Source organism: Aquabacterium sp. UBA2148 (assembly GCF_002328915.1).
In the GTDB taxonomy this organism is placed as follows: Bacteria; Pseudomonadota; Gammaproteobacteria; order Burkholderiales; family Burkholderiaceae_C; genus Aquabacterium; species Aquabacterium parvum.
Genome location: NZ_DCXA01000222.1, coordinates 3512 through 19724, shown reverse-complemented (window position 1 = coordinate 19724; position 16213 = coordinate 3512). Strand labels below are relative to the sequence as shown.

The following is a 16213-nucleotide window of genomic DNA, read 5'->3' as shown; positions in this document are numbered from 1 at the left end:
CGGCGGGCTGTTCTTCGCCGGCCAGATCAACGGCACCACGGGCTACGAGGAGGCCGCGGCCCAGGGCCTGCACGCCGGGGTCAACGCTGCGCTGCAGGCGCAGGGCAAGGACGCCTTCACGCTGCGCCGCGACCAGGCCTACCTGGGCGTGTTGGTTGACGACCTGATCACCAAGGGCGTGACCGAGCCTTACCGCATGTTCACGAGCCGGGCCGAGTTCCGCCTGCAGCTGCGAGAGGACAACGCCGACATGCGCCTGACCGAGTTGGGTCGCCAAATCGGCTTGGTGGACGATGTGCGCTGGGACGCCTTCAACCGCAAGCGCGACGCTGTTTCACGTGAAACAGAGCGACTGCGCGACACCTGGGTGCGCCCGGCCACCTTGCCCGCAGCCGACGCGGAGCGCTTGGTGGGCAAGGCCTTGGAGCGCGAGTACAGCCTGGCCGACCTGCTGCGTCGGCCGGGCGTCGGCTACGACCAGGTGTCCGAGGTGGCAGGTTTGGCTGCATGCAACCAGGCGCGCCTGCGCGCCGAGGCTGGCAAAGCACCCACAGCGTCCGCCGATGTTTCACGTGAAACCACTGATCGCGCGGCCCTGGCGGCTGAACTCGGCCCCAAGCTGGCGGAGGCCGTGATCGAGCAGGTCGAGATCAGCATCAAGTACGCGGGCTACATCGACAAGCAAAACGACGAGGTGGAGCGGGCTGCGTACTACGAGAACCTGCGCCTGCCTGATGAGTTGGACTACATGGCCGTGAGCGCCCTCAGCCATGAAGCTCGGCAGAAGCTGAGCAAGCACCGCCCTGAGACGCTGGGGCAAGCCTCTCGCCTGTCGGGCATCACGCCGGCGGCCATTTCCTTGTTGCTGATTCACCTGAAGAAGGGGCGGTTCAAGGGCTTCACCGGCCAGCCGGGTGAGCAAACGGCCCAGCAAGGTCAGGCACAGGGGCAGGCACAAGCGACAGGGGAGACAGCGTGATCAAAGGCTTCAAGCGCCCCCTGGGGCACAGCAACTACACCGGCAATGGCGCTCCCAAAGGCCCCAGGCCACAACCCCGACAGGGGCCCAAGCCCGGGGCCTCCCGCGTGGTGAGTTGGTCGGAGGCCCAGTGGCTGGAGGCGATGGCGCCGGTGCTGGATGCCCTGCAGGTGACCCTGGACGATGAGCAACGGCAGCGCTGCGCGGCTTACATGGGCATGCTCTCGCACTGGAATGCCACCTACAACTTGACGGCCTTGCGTGACGCGCCGGACATGTTCACCCACCACCTCAGCGATTGCCTGACGGTGTTGCCGCACCTTGCGAAGCACTTGGCGATGGCGCCAGGTGAGGCGGCTGCAGGCGTCGTCGGGCAGCAGGGTGGGGCGCTTCGGGCTGCGCCTGCTGTGCGCCTGCTCGATGTCGGCAGCGGGGGTGGCCTGCCCGGCGTGCTGCTGGCCATTGCCCGCCCCGATGTGCAGGTTTGCTGTGTCGACACCGTCGGCAAAAAGGCCGCTTTCATCCGCCAGGTGGCGGCCGAGTTGCGCCTGCCCAACCTGCGTGCCGAACACGCCAGGGTCGAAGACCTCAACTCCAGGCACGACATCGTCACGTCCCGTGCTTTCGCGTCCTTGGCCGATTTCGTTGCCCTCACGCGCGAGCGCCTGGCACCAGGCGGTGTTTGGATGGCCATGAAGGGCAAGTCGCCGGACGAAGAGCAGGCTGTGCTGCCCGACGACGTGGAGGTGTTTCACGTGGAACCACTGCAGGTGCCCGGCCTGGATGCCGAGCGTTGCCTGGTTTGGATGAGGGTGCGCGGATGAGCGCCACGCGCCGGCCCCAGGCATGGTGGGTGGTCTGCCTGACGGCGGGCTTGTTTGCGCCGCCGTTGTGGGCAGCAGGGACGGTTGCCGAAGCGGGCGCCGTCAGTCGCGCGGTGGAAGTGGCGCCGCCCAAGGGGTGGACACCTGACACGCCCCTGTTCCAGGAGGAGCCCAGCCCCCGCAGCCGAGAGGCGGCACCGCTGGTGCTCACGGGGGAGGGTGCCCATGCGGCAGCTCGCCGAGGCAAGCCTGCTGGCGGTCGCGACAGTGCTCAGCCTGCACCGACGCAGGTCAAAGGCAAGGCAGGCGCTGCCACGGCCTTGGCCGCAAAGAGGGGGCGAACCCAGGGCAAGGCCGAGGGCAAGCTGGCGGTCAATGCAAGCAAGAAGGTGAGTGGGAAGGCCAGTTCAAAGGCGAGTCCAAAGGCGAGTCCAAAGGCGCAAGTGGCCGCTGGCGCTGCGCGGTCTGCCCAGGCAGGCAAGAAGACCGCCCAGGCCCCTCGGGCGATGGCGAACCTTCGCGCCGATCGTCAGGCCGCGAAGCGACCCGATCGGGTTGCAGCCAACAAGCGCTCGGCCTCGGCCACCCAGCCCGTGTCAAAGCCTGCAACCCGGTCTGCAGGAGCCGCCGCAGTGCGCGGGGCCAAAACCCAAGGGGCCCAAAGCAAGGCTCGCCGGGGCGTTCGCGAGCCCACCCTCGCTCGGCGTGCTCCCAAGCGGGGAACACCTGAGGTTGAGCGAGGCGGTCGATCGGGCGTCACAAAGGGCTGATTGAGCGTGCGCTTGCGGGTGCGGCAACTGCCAGCCCCGCGCCTGGGTGCGATCGGCGTGCTGACCCTGCGGTGATAATGTGCGCATGCCGCACATCTTCTGCATCGCGAACCAAAAGGGCGGGGTGGGCAAAACGACCACCACGGTGAACCTGGCTGCCGGCTTGGCCAAGGTCGGCCAGCGCGTGCTCATCGTCGACCTCGACCCGCAGGGCAACGCCACCATGGGTTCGGGCGTGGACAAGCGCACCCTCGTGCACTCTGTCTACGACGTGCTGCTCGAAGACGCCACCATCGCCGAAGCGCGCGTGCGCAGCGAGAAGGTGGGCTACGACGTGCTGGGCGCCAACCGCGAGCTCGCCGGTGCCGAGGTCGAGCTCGTCAACCTCGAGCGCCGCGACCGCCGCCTCAAGACGGCCATCGAAGCCGCTGCGACCGACTACGACTTCGTGCTCATCGATTGCCCGCCGTCCTTGAGCCTGCTCACCCTCAACGGCCTGACCTGCGCGCATGGCGTCATCGTGCCGATGCAGTGCGAGTACTTCGCGCTCGAAGGCCTCACCGACCTGGTCAACACCGTCAAGCAGGTGCACGCCAACCTCAACCGCGAGCTGCAGCTCATCGGCCTGCTGCGCGTCATGTTCGACCCGCGCATCACGCTGCAGCAGCAGGTCAGCGACCAGCTCAAGTCGCACTTCGGCGACAAGGTGTTCGACACCGTGATCCCGCGCAACGTGCGCCTGGCCGAGGCACCCAGCTACGGCTTGCCGGGCGTGGTGTTCGACCCCTCGTCCAAGGGCGCGCAGGCTTTCGTGGCCTTCGCCCAGGAGTTGGTGCAGCGCGTGAAGGCAGACGCATCGCTCGCTTAGCGATGCCTGCCCATCGAAAGCGTGGGCGCGACACACTTTGGCCGTCACGTCCGCACGCATCAAGTGTGAGGGCGTCAGCCGCCTCAAGTCGATCTGTGCTGTGCCGATAAACACAGCATCGTCATTGAGCAGAGGCGTCCCATGTCCATTTTTCAGCGATTTGCGATTTTGCTGTCCTTGTGCTTGGCTGCCGTGCTGGTGCCTACCGGCATGTACATGCACAAAGCGTGGGCAGACATGGCAATCGCCGCCAAGGAATATCAGGGTATCGCGCCCAGCCGCGCGCTGCTGGGGTTGATCAAGGTCACGCAGCAGCACCGGGGCCTGAGTGCCGTGTGGCTGGGCGGCAAAACCGAGGCTGAGCAAGCCCGTCGCGCCAAGGCGGACGAGGTGGATGCGGCTGTTGCCCACTACGCCCAGTTGCTGGCGTCCAGTGGCGGCGATGGACCCGTGGTCCAGCGCTGGGGCGAAGCCGTGGCGGCGTGGAAGGCGCTGCGGGCCCGTGTCGACGCCCAGCAGGTTGACGGGCCAAAGTCGTCTGCTCTGCACACCGCCGCCATCGGGCAGATGATCGCCACCCTGACCGCAGGTCTTGATCACTGGGGCCTGATCTTCGACCCGTCACCAGAGACGTACTTCTTGGTCATCGGCGCCCTGCAGGAAGCGCCCCAGATGATCGAATTCACCGGGCAACTGCGGGCGCGGGGCGCCAACCTCTTGTCGACGGGGGCTGAGCTGACGCCTACCGATCGTGCCCGTTACGCCGGCCTGACCGACCGGATGCACGACGCCTTCCAGCGGGTGCGGCACAACCTGCAGCGCGCTGCGGAAACCAGCGAAGCCAACGCGGCAGCGTTGAAGAAAACATCGGAGGATCTCGACGCCCTGGGCCAGCGCACGGTGGTCTATGTGCGCCAGCATGTGGTGCAACCCGAACAGCTTCAGCACCCCAGCACCGAGTTTTTCGATGAAATGACGCGCAACATCGACGGCATGTACGCCGCCGTGGACCCGTCGCTGGATGTTCTCAGCCAGAGCCTGCGTGCGCGTGTGGATTCCACGCGCAGCACGCTGGCGTTGATGCTGGCCTTGATCGTGGTGTTCCTGGGCGCCGCCCTGGCCTTTGCCGTGGCCACTGGCCTCTGGGTGCGGCGCTCGTTGGGCGCCGAGCCTGACGATTTGAGCCGCCTGGTCTCTCAAGTGGCTGAGGGCGACTTCACGGCGCGGCTGCCGCGCGGCGATGGGGTGGCTGTCGCTGAACACAGCGTGCTGGCGTCGCTGCAGCGCATGCAGGCCTCCCTCACCCGCGTGGTGAGCTCGGTGCGCGAGAACGCCGAACGCGTGGCTAACTCCAGTCGCGAGATTGCATCGGGCAACCAGGACCTGTCGGCCCGCACCGAGTCGCAGGCCAGCACGTTGGAGCAGACCGCTGCAGCCATGGAGCAGCTGCGCACCACCATTGCCCAGGGTGCCGACAGCGCCACACAGGCCAGCGAGCTGGCAGCCAACGCCAGCAGCATCGCCACCCGTGGCGGTGACTCTGTGAAGGCGCTGGCGGCCAGCATGCAGGAGATCAAACAGAGCGCAGGCCGCATTGCCGACATCATCGGCACCATTGACAGCATCGCATTTCAGACCAACATCCTGGCGCTGAACGCCGCTGTCGAAGCCGCCCGAGCCGGCGAGCAGGGGCGTGGCTTCGCTGTGGTGGCCACCGAGGTGCGCGCGCTGGCTCAGCGTTCGGGGCAGGCGTCCAAGGAGATCCGCACGCTGATCGGTGACAGCGTCGGTCGCATCGACGCGGGCAGCGAGCAAGGCGCTCAAGCTGCAGCGAGCATGCAGGAGATGGTGTCGGCCATCCAGAACGTGTCGACCCTGATCGCCGAGGTCAGTGTCGCAGCGCGCGAACAGAGCTCCGGTGTCGCGCAAGCGGGTGATGCGGTGACGCAGATGGACCAGATGACCCAGCAAAATGCGGCCATGGTGGAGCAAAGCGCCGCTGCGGCGCAGACGCTGGCCGCGCAGGCGCGCGAGCTGAACGAGTCGGTGGCAGCGTTCCGGCTGTAGCTTGGGGCCCGGCCCGGCCAGCTGAGGAGTCCATCACCGCTGATGATCGACGCGCGGGCCGCGCACAAGGTAAGCGCTTGCGGCGACAATCACGGGCATGGCGACCAAGAAATCCAAAGGCCTGGGCATGGGCCTGGAGGCCCTGCTGGGCCCCAAAGTCAGCGACACCCCCCCGAGCACCGCATCGGGCGAAGGCACCCCCTCGACCTTGCGGCTCGACCTCATGCAGCCCGGCAAGTACCAACCGCGCACGCGCATGGACGAGGGCTCGCTGTACGAGCTGGCCGAGAGCATCAAGGCCCAGGGCATCATGCAGCCGATCCTGGTGCGCCCGGTGGGCGGTGGCCGCTACGAGATCATCGCCGGTGAGCGCCGCTCGCGCGCCGCCAAGCTGGCTGGCCTGACCGAGGTGCCCGTGCTCGTCAAGGACGTGCCCGACGAGGCCGCCGCGGCCATGGCCCTGATTGAAAACATCCAGCGCGAAGACCTCAACCCGCTGGAAGAGGCCCAGGGCCTGCAGCGCCTGACGGCCGAGTTCGGCCTCACGCACGAGCAGGCCGCCCAGGCGGTGGGCCGCTCGCGCAGCGCCGCCAGCAACCTGCTGCGCCTGCTCAACCTGGCCGAGCCCGTGCAGTCCATGCTGATGGCCGGTGACCTGGACATGGGCCACGCCCGCGCGCTGCTGCCGCTGGACAAGGCCGTGCAGATCACCACCGCCAACGAGGTGGTGGCCAAGAAACTCAACGTGCGCGAGACCGAAAAGCTCGTCGCCAAGACCCAGGGTCAGGGCCGCCAGACCCCGCTGCTGCGCGTCAAGAGCGAGAAGACGCGGGACCTGCTGCGGCTGGAAGAGGAGCTCTCTGACTTGCTCACCGCGCAAGTGGGCATTCACATTCGTCGCAAGACGCTGCGGGGCGAGCAAGGCGAGCTGACGATCCAGTTCGGCAGCCTTGACGAGCTCAACGGCCTGCTCGACAAGCTGCGCCAGGCCGGTGGCGGCGAGGCGGCCTGAGCCGACGGCGGGTGACCCACCTGCTCGCCAAGGCCCTGAACTGGCCCGTGCCGGCTGTGCTGACCTGGCTGGCAGCCTGGGCCCTGGCCTGGGCATTGCGGGCCGCTGGCGCCCCGCTGTGGGCCGCCCTGGTGCTGCCGACCGCGCTGGGGGCCTGCGCGGCCTTGCTGCCCTTTGTGGCCACCACCGCCTGGCGGCGCGTGTTCGTGGCGGCGGGCTTTCCGATGAGCGTGCTGGCGCTGGGCCTGACCAGCGGCTCAGGCGCGCCAGGCGGGCAGGGTGGGGCGGCCATGGCTTGGTGGTGGCTCGCGCCCCTGGCCCTGCTGCTGCTGGCCTACCCGCGCCGCGCCTGGCGTGACGCGCCCGTCTTCCCGACCCCGCGCGGCGCTTTGCTCGAGCTACCGAAGCACGTGCGGTTGCCGGCAGGCGCGCGCGTGCTCGACGCCGGCTGTGGCATGGGCGACGGCCTCATCGAGCTGCGCCGCGCCTTGCCCGAGGCCCGCCTCGAAGGCGTCGAGTGGAGCGCCCTGTGGCGTGCCGTCAGCGCCTGGCGTTGCCCCTGGGCCACCGTGCGCCGAGGTGACATGTGGGCCGACGATTGGTCGGCCTTCGACCTCGTCTACCTCTTCCAGCGACCGGAGTCCATGCCGCGCGCCATGGACAAGGCCCGACGCGAGATGCGCCCGGGCAGCTGGCTGGTCAGCCTGGAATTCGAGGCGCGCGACGCCGAGGGGCGGGCCTGGACGCCGGCGGCGCGCTGGGACCTGGCGGGCGAGCGCCCGGTGTGGGTCTACTGCATCCCCCGGCGATGAGGCGCACCCGCATGTGACGAGCTTCGTCGCAACAGCCACGGACTGACGGGGTTGATCTGCGCCGTCTACACTGCAAACTTTTGTAAGCTCCGCCCATGTCGTCGATGCCCGATTCCCCGCCCGGCTCCGCCGCGCCCTTCACGCCGGAGGAATACCGCGCTGCGCTGGGCCAGTTCGCCACCGGCATCACCATCGTGACGGCGCGGGCCGCTGATGGGCGCCTGCTGGGCCTGACGGCCAACTCCTTCAACTCGGTGTCGCTGTCGCCACCGCTGGTGCTGTGGAGCCTGTCACGGCAGTCCAGCTCGATGCCGGGCTTCCTGGGCGCCACGCACTACGCCATCAACGTGCTGGCGGCCGACCAGCGCCTGCTGGCCGAGCGCTTTTCGCGCAAGGGCATCGACCGCTACGAGGGCGTGGCCTGGCGGGCGGGCCTGACGGGCGCGCCGGTCATCGATGGCGCCGTGGCCGTGTTCGAGTGCCGCCACCGCAGCCAGCACGACGAGGGCGACCACGTGATCTTCGTGGGCGAGGTCGAGCACTGCCGGCGCCGCCTCGGTGCTGCGCCGCTGGTGTTCCACGGCGGGCGCTTCGTCACCGACTTCGCGGGCTGATCAGGGCACCTCGCCCCGCGCGCAGCAGTCCAGCAGGTTGAGCAGCCGCGAGACATCCAGCGGCTTGGTCAGGTACTCGACGAAGCCGCGCTGGCGCGCCTCGGCGATCTGGTCGGGCATGACGTCCGCTGACAGCGCCACGCGCGGGATCATCGCCGTGTTCGCGTCCATCATCAGCGCGTCAGAGACGTCCAGGCCGCTCATGTCGCCCAGGTGCATGTCCAGCAGCAGCAGGTCGGGCGGCTCGGCGCGGGCCATGGCGATGGCCGTGTGGCCGTCGCGCGCGATCTCCAGGTGCCATTGCGGCCGCATGCGCATGACCTGGCGCAGCAACTCGACGTTGATGGCGTTGTCTTCGGCGTAGAGCAGGGTGAGCGTGGCGTCGACCCCGGTGTCCAGGCTGCCGAAGTTGGTGCGCACGCGTTGACCGAAGTCGCTGTCTTCGGCCTCGGTCTGGCGCTCGGCGCGTGGCAGCCAGATGCGAAAGCGCGTGCCCGCGTCGGGCTGGCTGCTGACCTCGATGCGGCCCTGCATGAGCTCGACCAGCCGCTTGACGATGACCAGGCCGATGCCCGTGCCTTCGATGGGTGTGCGCTCGGCGCCCAGTCGGTTGAAGGGCTCGAAGAGGTGGGCGAGCTGTTGTGCGTCCATGCCGCGGCCGGTGTCGCTGACGCTGATGACGACCTCGTCACCCACGCCCATGGCCTCGACCAGCACCTGGCCCGAGCGGCGGTTGTACTTGATGGCGTTGCTCAGCAGGTTGACCAGCACCTGGCGCAGCCGCAACTGGTCGGCGCGCACGCGCAGGCCGGTCTCTGGCGGGGTGGCCAGCAGTTGCACGCTGGCATCGGTGGCCTGGTTGCTGGTCATGGCCAGTGCGGCCTCGATGACGTCGCCCACGGCCAGCGGCTCGATCGACATGGGCAGGCTGCCGGCCTCGATGCGCGAGAGGTCGAGCACGTCGGTGAGCATGGCCAGCAGGTGGGCGCCCGCGCGTTCGATGTGCGCCACCTTCGTGCGCTGGTCGTCGTGCAGCGGGTGGCGTGGGTCGACCCGCAGCAGCTGCGCGAAACCCAGCATGGCGTTGAGCGGCGTGCGCAGCTCGTGGCTCATGCGCGAGAGGAACTCGGTCTTGGCCTTGCTGGCGCGCTCGGCCGCGCGCGCCGAGCTCATGGCCTCCTGCATGCGCTGGCGCTCGCTGATGTCCTCGATGACGGCCACCAGCTCGCGCGGCTGGCCATCGTCTTCGCGCAGCAGCACCACGTTGATGGCGGCCCACACCACCTGGCCATCGGGGCGCACGTAGCGCTTCTCGGTCTGGAAGCCCTCCTGGCGGCCGGCCAGCACGCTTTCGAGGTGGGCGCGCGAGGGCGCGACGTCCTGCGGGTGGGTGATGTCGTCGGCGTGCAGGCCGACGAGCTGGCTCGGCTGGCGCCCGACGATGTCGGCGAAACGCTGGTTGACCTCGAGGATGCTGCCCGACAGGCTCAGGCGGGCCATGCCGATGCCGGCGCGGCTGAAGATCAGGCGATAGGGGGCCTCACGGCGATCGGCGAGGGCCTGGTGCGGGTCGACCAGCAAGTCGTCGATCGGGGCAGGCGGTGTGCCGGGTGGCTGGCTGGGCATGGGCGGCAGGAAGCGTCACCACCCACGGCCCCGCGACTGCCCGACCCCTTGACGGGTCGTTCGATCAGGCGGCGGCCGCCTCCACTGCATCGCGTCGGGGGTGGTGTGCCCGGCGTGACCGTCATGTTTTCATCGGTTGCAAGTGAATGTGTCAGGCCTCGTCCGCAAGGATGAGGCAGACGACCCATTCAACTCGCAGCGAGGATAACCCGTCTGCGGCGCCGGCAACAAGTGCCTTTGCAGAAGGGTGTTTCAGGATGCAGGCATGTCTTCGTCGTCCTCGCTGCTCTCGCTCAGCAGCGCCGCGGCCACCAGGCTGGCGCCATCGGCGCTGCCATCGGGCAGGGGCTGGGCATCGCGAGGCGGCTCGGGACGACGCTGCGGCGGTCCGTGGTGGATGACGGTGCGGTTGCGGCCAGCGGCCTTGGCTTCGTACAGCGCTCGGTCGGCCCGTTCGATGCAGACGTCCAGCGGCTCGCCCGAGTCGTAGGCCGTCAGCCCTGCAGAGAAGGTGGTCCGCAGTTCGGGCACCTCGTTGGACAGGCGCGCATCGGTCAGCAGCTCGCGCACGCGGTCCAGCCCGATCTGGGCTTGTTCGGCCGTCGTGTCGTTGAGCAGCAGCAGGAACTCCTCGCCGCCCCAGCGGGCCAGCACGTCGGTGTCGCGCAGGCCTTGCTGCGCCACGGCGGCGAATCGGCGCAGCACCTCGTCGCCCACGCCGTGCCCGTGCGTGTCATTGACGCGCTTGAAGTGATCGAGGTCGATGATGGCCAGGCAAAAGCGATGAAAGCCCGAGCGCTGCAGGCGTTTGCGGTGTTGCTGCAGCACGTCCATCATGTGGCGGCGGTTGACCAGGCCGGTGAGCTCGTCGCGCGTGGCCAGGATCTGGATGCGCGTGAGCGCCTGGGCCAGGTCGTCCTTTTGGCTCTGCAGGCGTTCGCGCATGCTGCTGAGCTGCGCGGCCAGGCGCGAGATGGTCGGCACGATGGCCGCCGTCAGCACGAAGTGCACGATCTCGAGCTTGAAGGGGTAGTTGACCGGGTCGGTCTGCATCTTGATGAGCTGGGCGCAACCCATCAAGCCCACCGTGTAGGTGGCCGCGATGCGCGCACCCTTGGCGCTCAGGTTGAAGACACCGAAGACCAGCACCAGCACCAGCAGCATCATGGTCGAGCCATGGAACGGGCCGGTGATGGAGTAGGCGCCGATGATGATGGTCAGCGCCGCCAGGATCTGGGGCAGGGTCAGGGCCGGGTCGTCAAAGCGCTTGTTCAGGCCCGAGCGCAGCATCCCGTACCAGAAGCTGCAGTTCAGGGCGATGGCCAGGCACAGCAGCCAAACGTCGTGGAAGGACATGAAGCCCATCCAGGCGGCGTAGATGGTCGTCAGGGCGCAGGCCCCAAAGACATTGGCCGCCAGCAGCGAGCGCTTGATGCGCAGTCGCTGCCGTGAGTCGCTGCTGAACAGCCAGGTGGACCAATTCGATTTGGCGGCGGATTCCATGAGGTTGTTGACCACTGTTGGAAGCGACTTCGAGGCCTGAGGAGGGCCCTGAATCAGGGTCAACCCGCAGGTGTGCGCGCCGCGGCGCTGTGAATTCAGAAAATTTGAATCAAGGGGACAAACCCGCTCAACCCAACTGAAGCCAGGGACCGTACGCTTCACATTGTGATCCACAAGCCCCCGAGGTGGTGTGCCATGAAACCCGTGTCTTCCCCTGCCAGTTCACCCGCTGCTCGCTACACGCTCACGGCCATCGCCTTGCATTGGGTGCTGGCCGTGGCCATCCTCTCCGCGTTTGGCGTGGGGCTGTACATCGAGGGCCTGCCGTTCTCGCCGGCCAAGCTCAAGCTCATCAACTGGCACAAGTGGGCCGGGGTGACGATCCTGTTCCTGTCGGTGCTGCGCCTGCTGTGGCGCCTGACGCACCGCCCGCCCGCCTTGCCCGCCAGGATCGAGTCGGCCATGCCGGGCTGGCAACGCGCCGCCCACCACGGCACCCACCACCTGATGTACCTGCTGTTCTTCGCCGTGCCGCTGCTGGGCTGGGCTTACAGCTCGGCCAAGGGCTTCCCCATCGTGTGGTTCGGCGTGCTGCCGCTGCCTGACCTGGTGGCGCCGAACCCGGAGCTGGCCGAGGTCATCAAACCGTTGCACGGCCTGGCGGCCTGGGGGCTGATTGGACTGGTGGTGCTGCACGTGGGCGCTGCGCTCAAGCACCAGTTCATCGATCGCGACGGTTTGCTGGAACGCATGCGCCCCGGTCGCAAGGCCTGAGGGCTCGGGCACCGCGACCTGGGCGCGGCCCCTGCTTGCCGATGCATTTTCTCCCTCTCCCACTGGAGCCTGACATGACTGTTTCTTCTCGCTTGCGTGCATGGCGCTTCGGCGCCGCCGGCCTCTTGCTTGCCTCGCTGAGCCCGATCGCTGGTGCGGCCAGCCCTGTCATCACCCTGGTGGCACCGCAAAGCGAGGTGGGCTTCACCATCAAGCAGATGGGGGTGCCGGTCAGCGGGCGCTTCAAGCGTTTTGCCGTTCAGACCAACTTCGACCCGAAGTCGCCGCAGACCAGCCAGGTCGCCCTGCGCTTCGAGCTGGCCAGCGCCACCATCAGCGCCGACGCCGACCCCGAGCTGGGCAAGCCCGACTGGTTCGCCACCGCCAAGTTCCCGCAAGCCACTTTCCAGTCCACGGGCATCAAGGCCCTGGGCGGCGGCAAGTTCGAGGTGGCTGGCAAGCTGAGCATCAAGGGCAGCAGCCGTGACGTGGTCGTGCCGATGCAGCTGGCGCAAGCCGGTGGCGTCAGCACCGTCACCGGTGGCTTGCCGATCAAGCGCCTGGACTTCAAGGTGGGCGAGGGCGACTGGGCCGACACCTCCTTCGTTGCCAACGACGTCCAGGTCAAGTTCAAGCTCGTGCTGCAGGGCGTGCCTGCGCAGTGAGCGAGGCCACCGCTTGGTCCCGTTTCCCGTCAACGCCGTCTTCGTTTTCCACTCGGTCGATCTCTTGCGACCTTGCTTGACCTGTTCGACCTTTTTCTTGCCTTCCCCCTTCACCCAAGGAGCCACTCCATGATCCGCACCATCAACGTGACCCGCCTGTTCGCCGCCACCGCCCTGGCTTCGGCTTTCGCCACCTCGGCCTTTGCGGCACCCGAGAGCTACGGCGTCGAGCCCAACCACACCTACGCGAACTTCTCGTACAACCACATGGGCTTGTCGACCCAGATCAGCAAGTTCAACAAGACCAGCGGCACCATCGTGTACGACAAGGCTGCCAAAACCGGCTCGGTGGACATCACCATCGACATGACCTCGGTCGACACCGGCTCGAACCTGTTCAACAGCCACATCCAGGGCGCCGACTTCCTGGACACGGGCAAGTTCCCGACCGCGACCTTCAAGTCGACCAAGGTGGTGTTCGAGGGTGACGCCCCCGCGACCATCGAAGGCAACCTGACCATCAAGGGCGTGACCAAGCCCGTGGTGTTGAAGGTGAGCCACTTCGCCAACATGGCCCATCCGATGGCCAAGAAGGACGCCATCGGCGCCAACGCCAGCACCCTGATCAAGCGCAGCGACTTCGGTGCCGGCAAGTACGCCCCGATGGTGGGCGACGACGTCACCATCACCATCTCGCTGGAAGCCATCCAGCAGTGACGAGCTGAAGCTCAGGCCGCCACGGCCGATGCCGTTGGCGGCAGGTGCCTTTGCAGCACCGCCAGCAGTTCTTCCACCCGAAAGGGCTTGGGCAGGTGGTCGTCCATGCCGGCTGAGAGGCAACGGGCGCGGTCGGTGCTCAACGCATTGGCCGTCAGGGCCACGACCGGGATCGGTTCGAGCCGTTGGTCGTTTTCCCAGCAGCGCAGGCGGCGCGTGGCCTCCATGCCGTCGAGTTCGGGCATCTGCAGGTCCATCAGCACCAGGTCGAAGGGCCGCTCCAGGTGCTGCAACAAGGACAGCGCCTGCGCACCGTCTTCGGCGCGCGTGACGTCCAGGCCCAGGCGGGCCAGGTTGGCTTCGGCCACGAGGGCGTTGACCGGGTTGTCTTCGACGAGCAGGATGCGGCCGCTCATGCGCGGCACCGCCGAGGCGCCGGGCTCGTTGCCCGCCGATGTGGCCTGGGCCACGGCGAAGGCGGGCATCGGTGAGGCCGAGAAGACCGCCGCAGCGGGCGCCTGGGCCGGCGTGGCCACGGGGTGCAGGGGCACCTTCAGGGTGAACACAGAGCCTTTGCCGACTTCGCTGTCGCAGGCCACGTCACCGCCCATGGCGCGGGCGATCTCGCGCGTGATGGTCAGGCCCAGGCCGGTGCCCTTGTGGCGGCGCACGAAGCTGCCGTCGACCTGGTGGAAGGCGTCGAAGATGAGCCCGAGCTGGTCGGCCGGGATGCCGACGCCCGTGTCCTGGATGTGGAAGGTGACCGTGCTGCCACCGCCTTGGGGTTCGGTGGCCACGCGCACGCGGATCTCGCCGAGGTCGGTGAACTTGATGGCGTTGCCCAGCAGGTTGTGCAGCATCTGGCGCAGGCGCGAGGCGTCGCCGCTGACCCAGCAGGGCTGGGGCAGGCGCACGTCGGCCAGCAGGCGCAGGCCCTTTTCCTGGGCGGTGACGCGTTGCAACTCGATGATCTCGTCGATCAGGGTGCGCAGGTCGAACGTGGCGTGCTGGATCTGCAGCTTGCCCGCTTCGATGCGCGAGAAGTCGAGCACGTCGTTGATGATGTGCAGCAGGTGTTCGCCGGCGCGTTCGATCAGCTCGACCTGGTGACGCGACTCGTGCAGCACGCCGGGGCGCTCGGGCAGGCGGTCGCGCAGCAGGCGCGCCAGGCCCAGGATGCCGTGCAGCGGCGTGCGCATTTCGTGGCTCATGGTGGCCAGGAACTGGTCTTTGACGGCGCTGTGGCGCTGGGCCAGCACCAGGGCGTGCGTGCGCTCGCGGGCGATGCGGTCGGTGGTGAAGCGCAGCCACAGCAGCTCGGTGATGCGGCGCTCGGCGCGGCGGCTCTCGAACAGCATCAGCGCCATCAGGGAGAGCAGGCCCAGGCCGCCGAAGAAGCCGTAGGTGTCCTGCCGCGACAGCAGCATCAGGCTGGCGGGCACCAGGGTGGGCAGGTTGGTGGCGAGGTTGGGCCGCAGGTGGGCCTGCAACGTGAAGGTGCCGACCGCGCAGGCGCCCACCAGGGTGGAGGCGAGCACCGAACTGGTGACCATGTCCTCGATGGGCATCATCATGCCGATCAGTCCCCAGCAGCCACCGTGCAAGGCGCACATCAGGGTCAGGCTTTGCAGCCACATGGGGTGGTCGCGCTGGCTGCTGCGGCGGTAGGCGCGCAGGTGCAGCAAGCGCACCATGGACGCCAGCACGCACAGCGCTGCCCAGGCGATGGCCCAGCTGCGACCGGTCTGGTCGGAGATGGCCACGGCCAGCGCCACACAAACCAGGGCGCTGACGACGGACACCGGCACCGTGGGCGCGAACAGCATGCGGATGCGCTCACCCCGGATCTGGCGGTTGAGCTCAGGGTCTTCGGGCTCGGTGTGGGGCTCGCCCCCGAGCAGGGGGAGCATGAAGGCGGGGAAACCGAAAGGCATGCTGGCTGGCCTGCCCTGCAAGCGCTCCGCAGTGCGTTGCCCAGGCTGCCCTGATGTTTGTCAATTAGGACACCGATCCTGCGACGGCTGGCAGGTCATGTCAACGGGACAAACATCGGGACACGCCGTTTTGCCACCCCGTGAAACCGGGGTGCACACGCCGTGGGCGGCTCAGACCTCGCCGGAGCCGAGGTTCAGGCGTTCGCAGACCCGCATGGTGGCCAGCTGGAAGGCCTGGAAGTGCAGGCCAACCTGGTGCGAAATCGGCTCGAGCTCGGCCCAGACGCTGGCCGGGTCGCTGGAGCGCACCGGGTTGAGCAGCAGGGCGTCCACCGCAGCGCTGATGGTCAGCAGCTTTTGCACGGGGGGGCGCTCCTGGGCCCACTGCGTGGGGCTGTTCGGGCGGGCGCGCACGCAGTCACTGACCTCGCGCGAGAGGCCCCAGGACTGGCACAGCGCGCCGCCCAGGGCGGAGTGGCTCACGCCGAAGGCTTCGATCTCGGCCGCGCAAAGCATCGACTCGTCGGCCGGATCGACCTCGAGCGCGGCATAGCGCTGGCGGTCGTAGGCGTAGAGCACGGCTCGCCCGCTTTCGGCGAACAGGCCGGTGGTGTGCGCCAGCCAGGGGTCGACGTCGAGCTGGCGGGCGATGCGGCCCATGGCCAGGCCGCGAACGCCTGCGCGGTCCCAGATGCTTTGCAGCAGCGGGCTGGGCGGGAAGGCGCCACGCAGGCCGATTTCATAGGTCAGGCCCGCTACCTGCGCCATGCCCAGGTAGCGGATGCCCTCGTGCACGGTCTCGACGCGCTTGAGCAGGCCGAACAGCGCCGAGTTCACCGTGCGCACCACCGCCGAGGACAGGGCCATGTCGGTCTCGATCAGGGCGGCGAGCTGGTCCGTCGAGCTGTTCTCGTCGGACATCAGCAGGGACAGCTTGACCAGCGTGCTCGGACAAGCCGGCAGGTCGATGTTCAGGTTGCGCAGTTGGGGAGAGATGCTCATGGCGGGAAACCTCGGTCGCTTGCCCGCAGTCTAGGCGCGTGACCGT

General features: G+C 68.0%; 14 protein-coding genes. 10 read left to right on the top strand and 4 right to left on the bottom strand.

Annotated elements, in window-relative coordinates; translation table 11 throughout:
* The 7 genes from B2W70_RS12625 to B2W70_RS12595 form a co-directional block, all read left to right on the top strand.
* On the top strand, positions 1 to 979 hold a 979-nt coding region (locus tag B2W70_RS12625; RefSeq protein ID WP_286746155.1), incomplete at its 5' end, for an FAD-dependent oxidoreductase.
* 143 nt (positions 980 to 1122) lie between these two features.
* A complete protein-coding gene (gene rsmG, locus B2W70_RS12620) occupies positions 1123 to 1803 on the top strand; it encodes a 16S rRNA (guanine(527)-N(7))-methyltransferase RsmG (protein WP_414631061.1) in 681 nt (226 codons plus the stop codon).
* Positions 1804 to 2658: 855 nt separating this feature from the next.
* The gene (locus B2W70_RS12615; protein WP_286746152.1) at positions 2659 to 3441 is read left to right on the top strand and encodes a ParA family protein; all 783 of its coding nucleotides are present in this window, start codon (positions 2659 to 2661) and stop codon (positions 3439 to 3441) included.
* 141 nt (positions 3442 to 3582) lie between these two features.
* Complete coding sequence (locus tag B2W70_RS12610; RefSeq protein ID WP_286746150.1) at positions 3583 to 5508, top strand: methyl-accepting chemotaxis protein; 1926 nt, start codon at positions 3583 to 3585, stop codon at positions 5506 to 5508.
* Between the two features lie 97 nt (positions 5509 to 5605).
* Entirely contained in the window at positions 5606 to 6520 is a 915-nt protein-coding gene (locus B2W70_RS12605) for a ParB/RepB/Spo0J family partition protein (protein ID WP_286746149.1), read from the top strand.
* Positions 6521 to 6531: 11 nt separating this feature from the next.
* Positions 6532 to 7332, top strand: coding sequence for a class I SAM-dependent methyltransferase (locus tag B2W70_RS12600; protein WP_321166031.1), 801 nt, complete (start codon positions 6532 to 6534; stop codon positions 7330 to 7332).
* A 104-nt stretch (positions 7333 to 7436) separates the two neighbouring features.
* Complete coding sequence (locus B2W70_RS12595) at positions 7437 to 7946, top strand: flavin reductase family protein (protein ID WP_414631060.1); 510 nt, start codon at positions 7437 to 7439, stop codon at positions 7944 to 7946.
* Here B2W70_RS12595 and B2W70_RS12590 read toward each other — a convergent pair whose 3' ends face one another.
* Positions 7947 to 9572, bottom strand: coding sequence for a PAS domain-containing hybrid sensor histidine kinase/response regulator (locus B2W70_RS12590; RefSeq protein WP_286746146.1), 1626 nt, complete (start codon positions 9570 to 9572; stop codon positions 7947 to 7949). It lies immediately after the preceding gene.
* A 252-nt stretch (positions 9573 to 9824) separates the two neighbouring features.
* Positions 9825 to 11075, bottom strand: coding sequence for a GGDEF domain-containing protein (locus tag B2W70_RS12585; RefSeq protein ID WP_286746144.1), 1251 nt, complete (start codon positions 11073 to 11075; stop codon positions 9825 to 9827).
* Between the two features lie 195 nt (positions 11076 to 11270).
* Here B2W70_RS12585 and B2W70_RS12580 point away from each other — a divergent pair, with 195 nt between their 5' ends.
* The 3 genes from B2W70_RS12580 (at position 11271) to B2W70_RS12570 (ending at position 13231) form a co-directional block, all read left to right on the top strand.
* Positions 11271 to 11849: a cytochrome b gene (locus tag B2W70_RS12580; RefSeq protein ID WP_286746143.1), complete on the top strand. Its 579-nt coding sequence runs from the start codon at positions 11271 to 11273 to the stop codon at positions 11847 to 11849.
* Positions 11850 to 11923: 74 nt separating this feature from the next.
* Positions 11924 to 12514, top strand: a complete 591-nt coding sequence (locus tag B2W70_RS12575) for a YceI family protein (protein WP_058087583.1) — start codon at positions 11924 to 11926, stop codon at positions 12512 to 12514.
* 129 nt (positions 12515 to 12643) lie between these two features.
* Positions 12644 to 13231, top strand: a complete 588-nt coding sequence (locus tag B2W70_RS12570; protein WP_058087582.1) for a YceI family protein — start codon at positions 12644 to 12646, stop codon at positions 13229 to 13231.
* Between the two features lie 11 nt (positions 13232 to 13242).
* Here B2W70_RS12570 and B2W70_RS12565 read toward each other — a convergent pair whose 3' ends face one another.
* Together B2W70_RS12565 and B2W70_RS12560 are read right to left on the bottom strand one after the other, a co-directional pair.
* Positions 13243 to 15141: an ATP-binding protein gene (locus B2W70_RS12565; RefSeq protein WP_286746141.1), complete on the bottom strand. Its 1899-nt coding sequence runs from the start codon at positions 15139 to 15141 to the stop codon at positions 13243 to 13245.
* Between the two features lie 195 nt (positions 15142 to 15336).
* Positions 15337 to 16167: an HDOD domain-containing protein gene (locus B2W70_RS12560; RefSeq protein WP_286746140.1), complete on the bottom strand. Its 831-nt coding sequence runs from the start codon at positions 16165 to 16167 to the stop codon at positions 15337 to 15339.
* Positions 16168 to 16213: the final 46 nt, after the last annotated feature.

Coding starts and splice junctions, on each gene's coding strand:
- rsmG (WP_414631061.1), top strand. CDS start 1,123: ATGGCGCCGGTGCTGGATGCCCTGCAGGTGACCCTGGACGATGAGCAA.
- B2W70_RS12615 (WP_286746152.1), top strand. CDS start 2,659: ATGCCGCACATCTTCTGCATCGCGAACCAAAAGGGCGGGGTGGGCAAA.
- B2W70_RS12610 (WP_286746150.1), top strand. CDS start 3,583: ATGTCCATTTTTCAGCGATTTGCGATTTTGCTGTCCTTGTGCTTGGCT.
- B2W70_RS12605 (WP_286746149.1), top strand. CDS start 5,606: ATGGCGACCAAGAAATCCAAAGGCCTGGGCATGGGCCTGGAGGCCCTG.
- B2W70_RS12595 (WP_414631060.1), top strand. CDS start 7,437: ATGCCCGATTCCCCGCCCGGCTCCGCCGCGCCCTTCACGCCGGAGGAA.
- B2W70_RS12590 (WP_286746146.1), bottom strand. CDS start 9,572: ATGCCCAGCCAGCCACCCGGCACACCGCCTGCCCCGATCGACGACTTG.
- B2W70_RS12585 (WP_286746144.1), bottom strand. CDS start 11,075: ATGGAATCCGCCGCCAAATCGAATTGGTCCACCTGGCTGTTCAGCAGC.
- B2W70_RS12580 (WP_286746143.1), top strand. CDS start 11,271: ATGAAACCCGTGTCTTCCCCTGCCAGTTCACCCGCTGCTCGCTACACG.
- B2W70_RS12575 (WP_058087583.1), top strand. CDS start 11,924: ATGACTGTTTCTTCTCGCTTGCGTGCATGGCGCTTCGGCGCCGCCGGC.
- B2W70_RS12570 (WP_058087582.1), top strand. CDS start 12,644: ATGATCCGCACCATCAACGTGACCCGCCTGTTCGCCGCCACCGCCCTG.
- B2W70_RS12565 (WP_286746141.1), bottom strand. CDS start 15,141: ATGCTCCCCCTGCTCGGGGGCGAGCCCCACACCGAGCCCGAAGACCCT.
- B2W70_RS12560 (WP_286746140.1), bottom strand. CDS start 16,167: ATGAGCATCTCTCCCCAACTGCGCAACCTGAACATCGACCTGCCGGCT.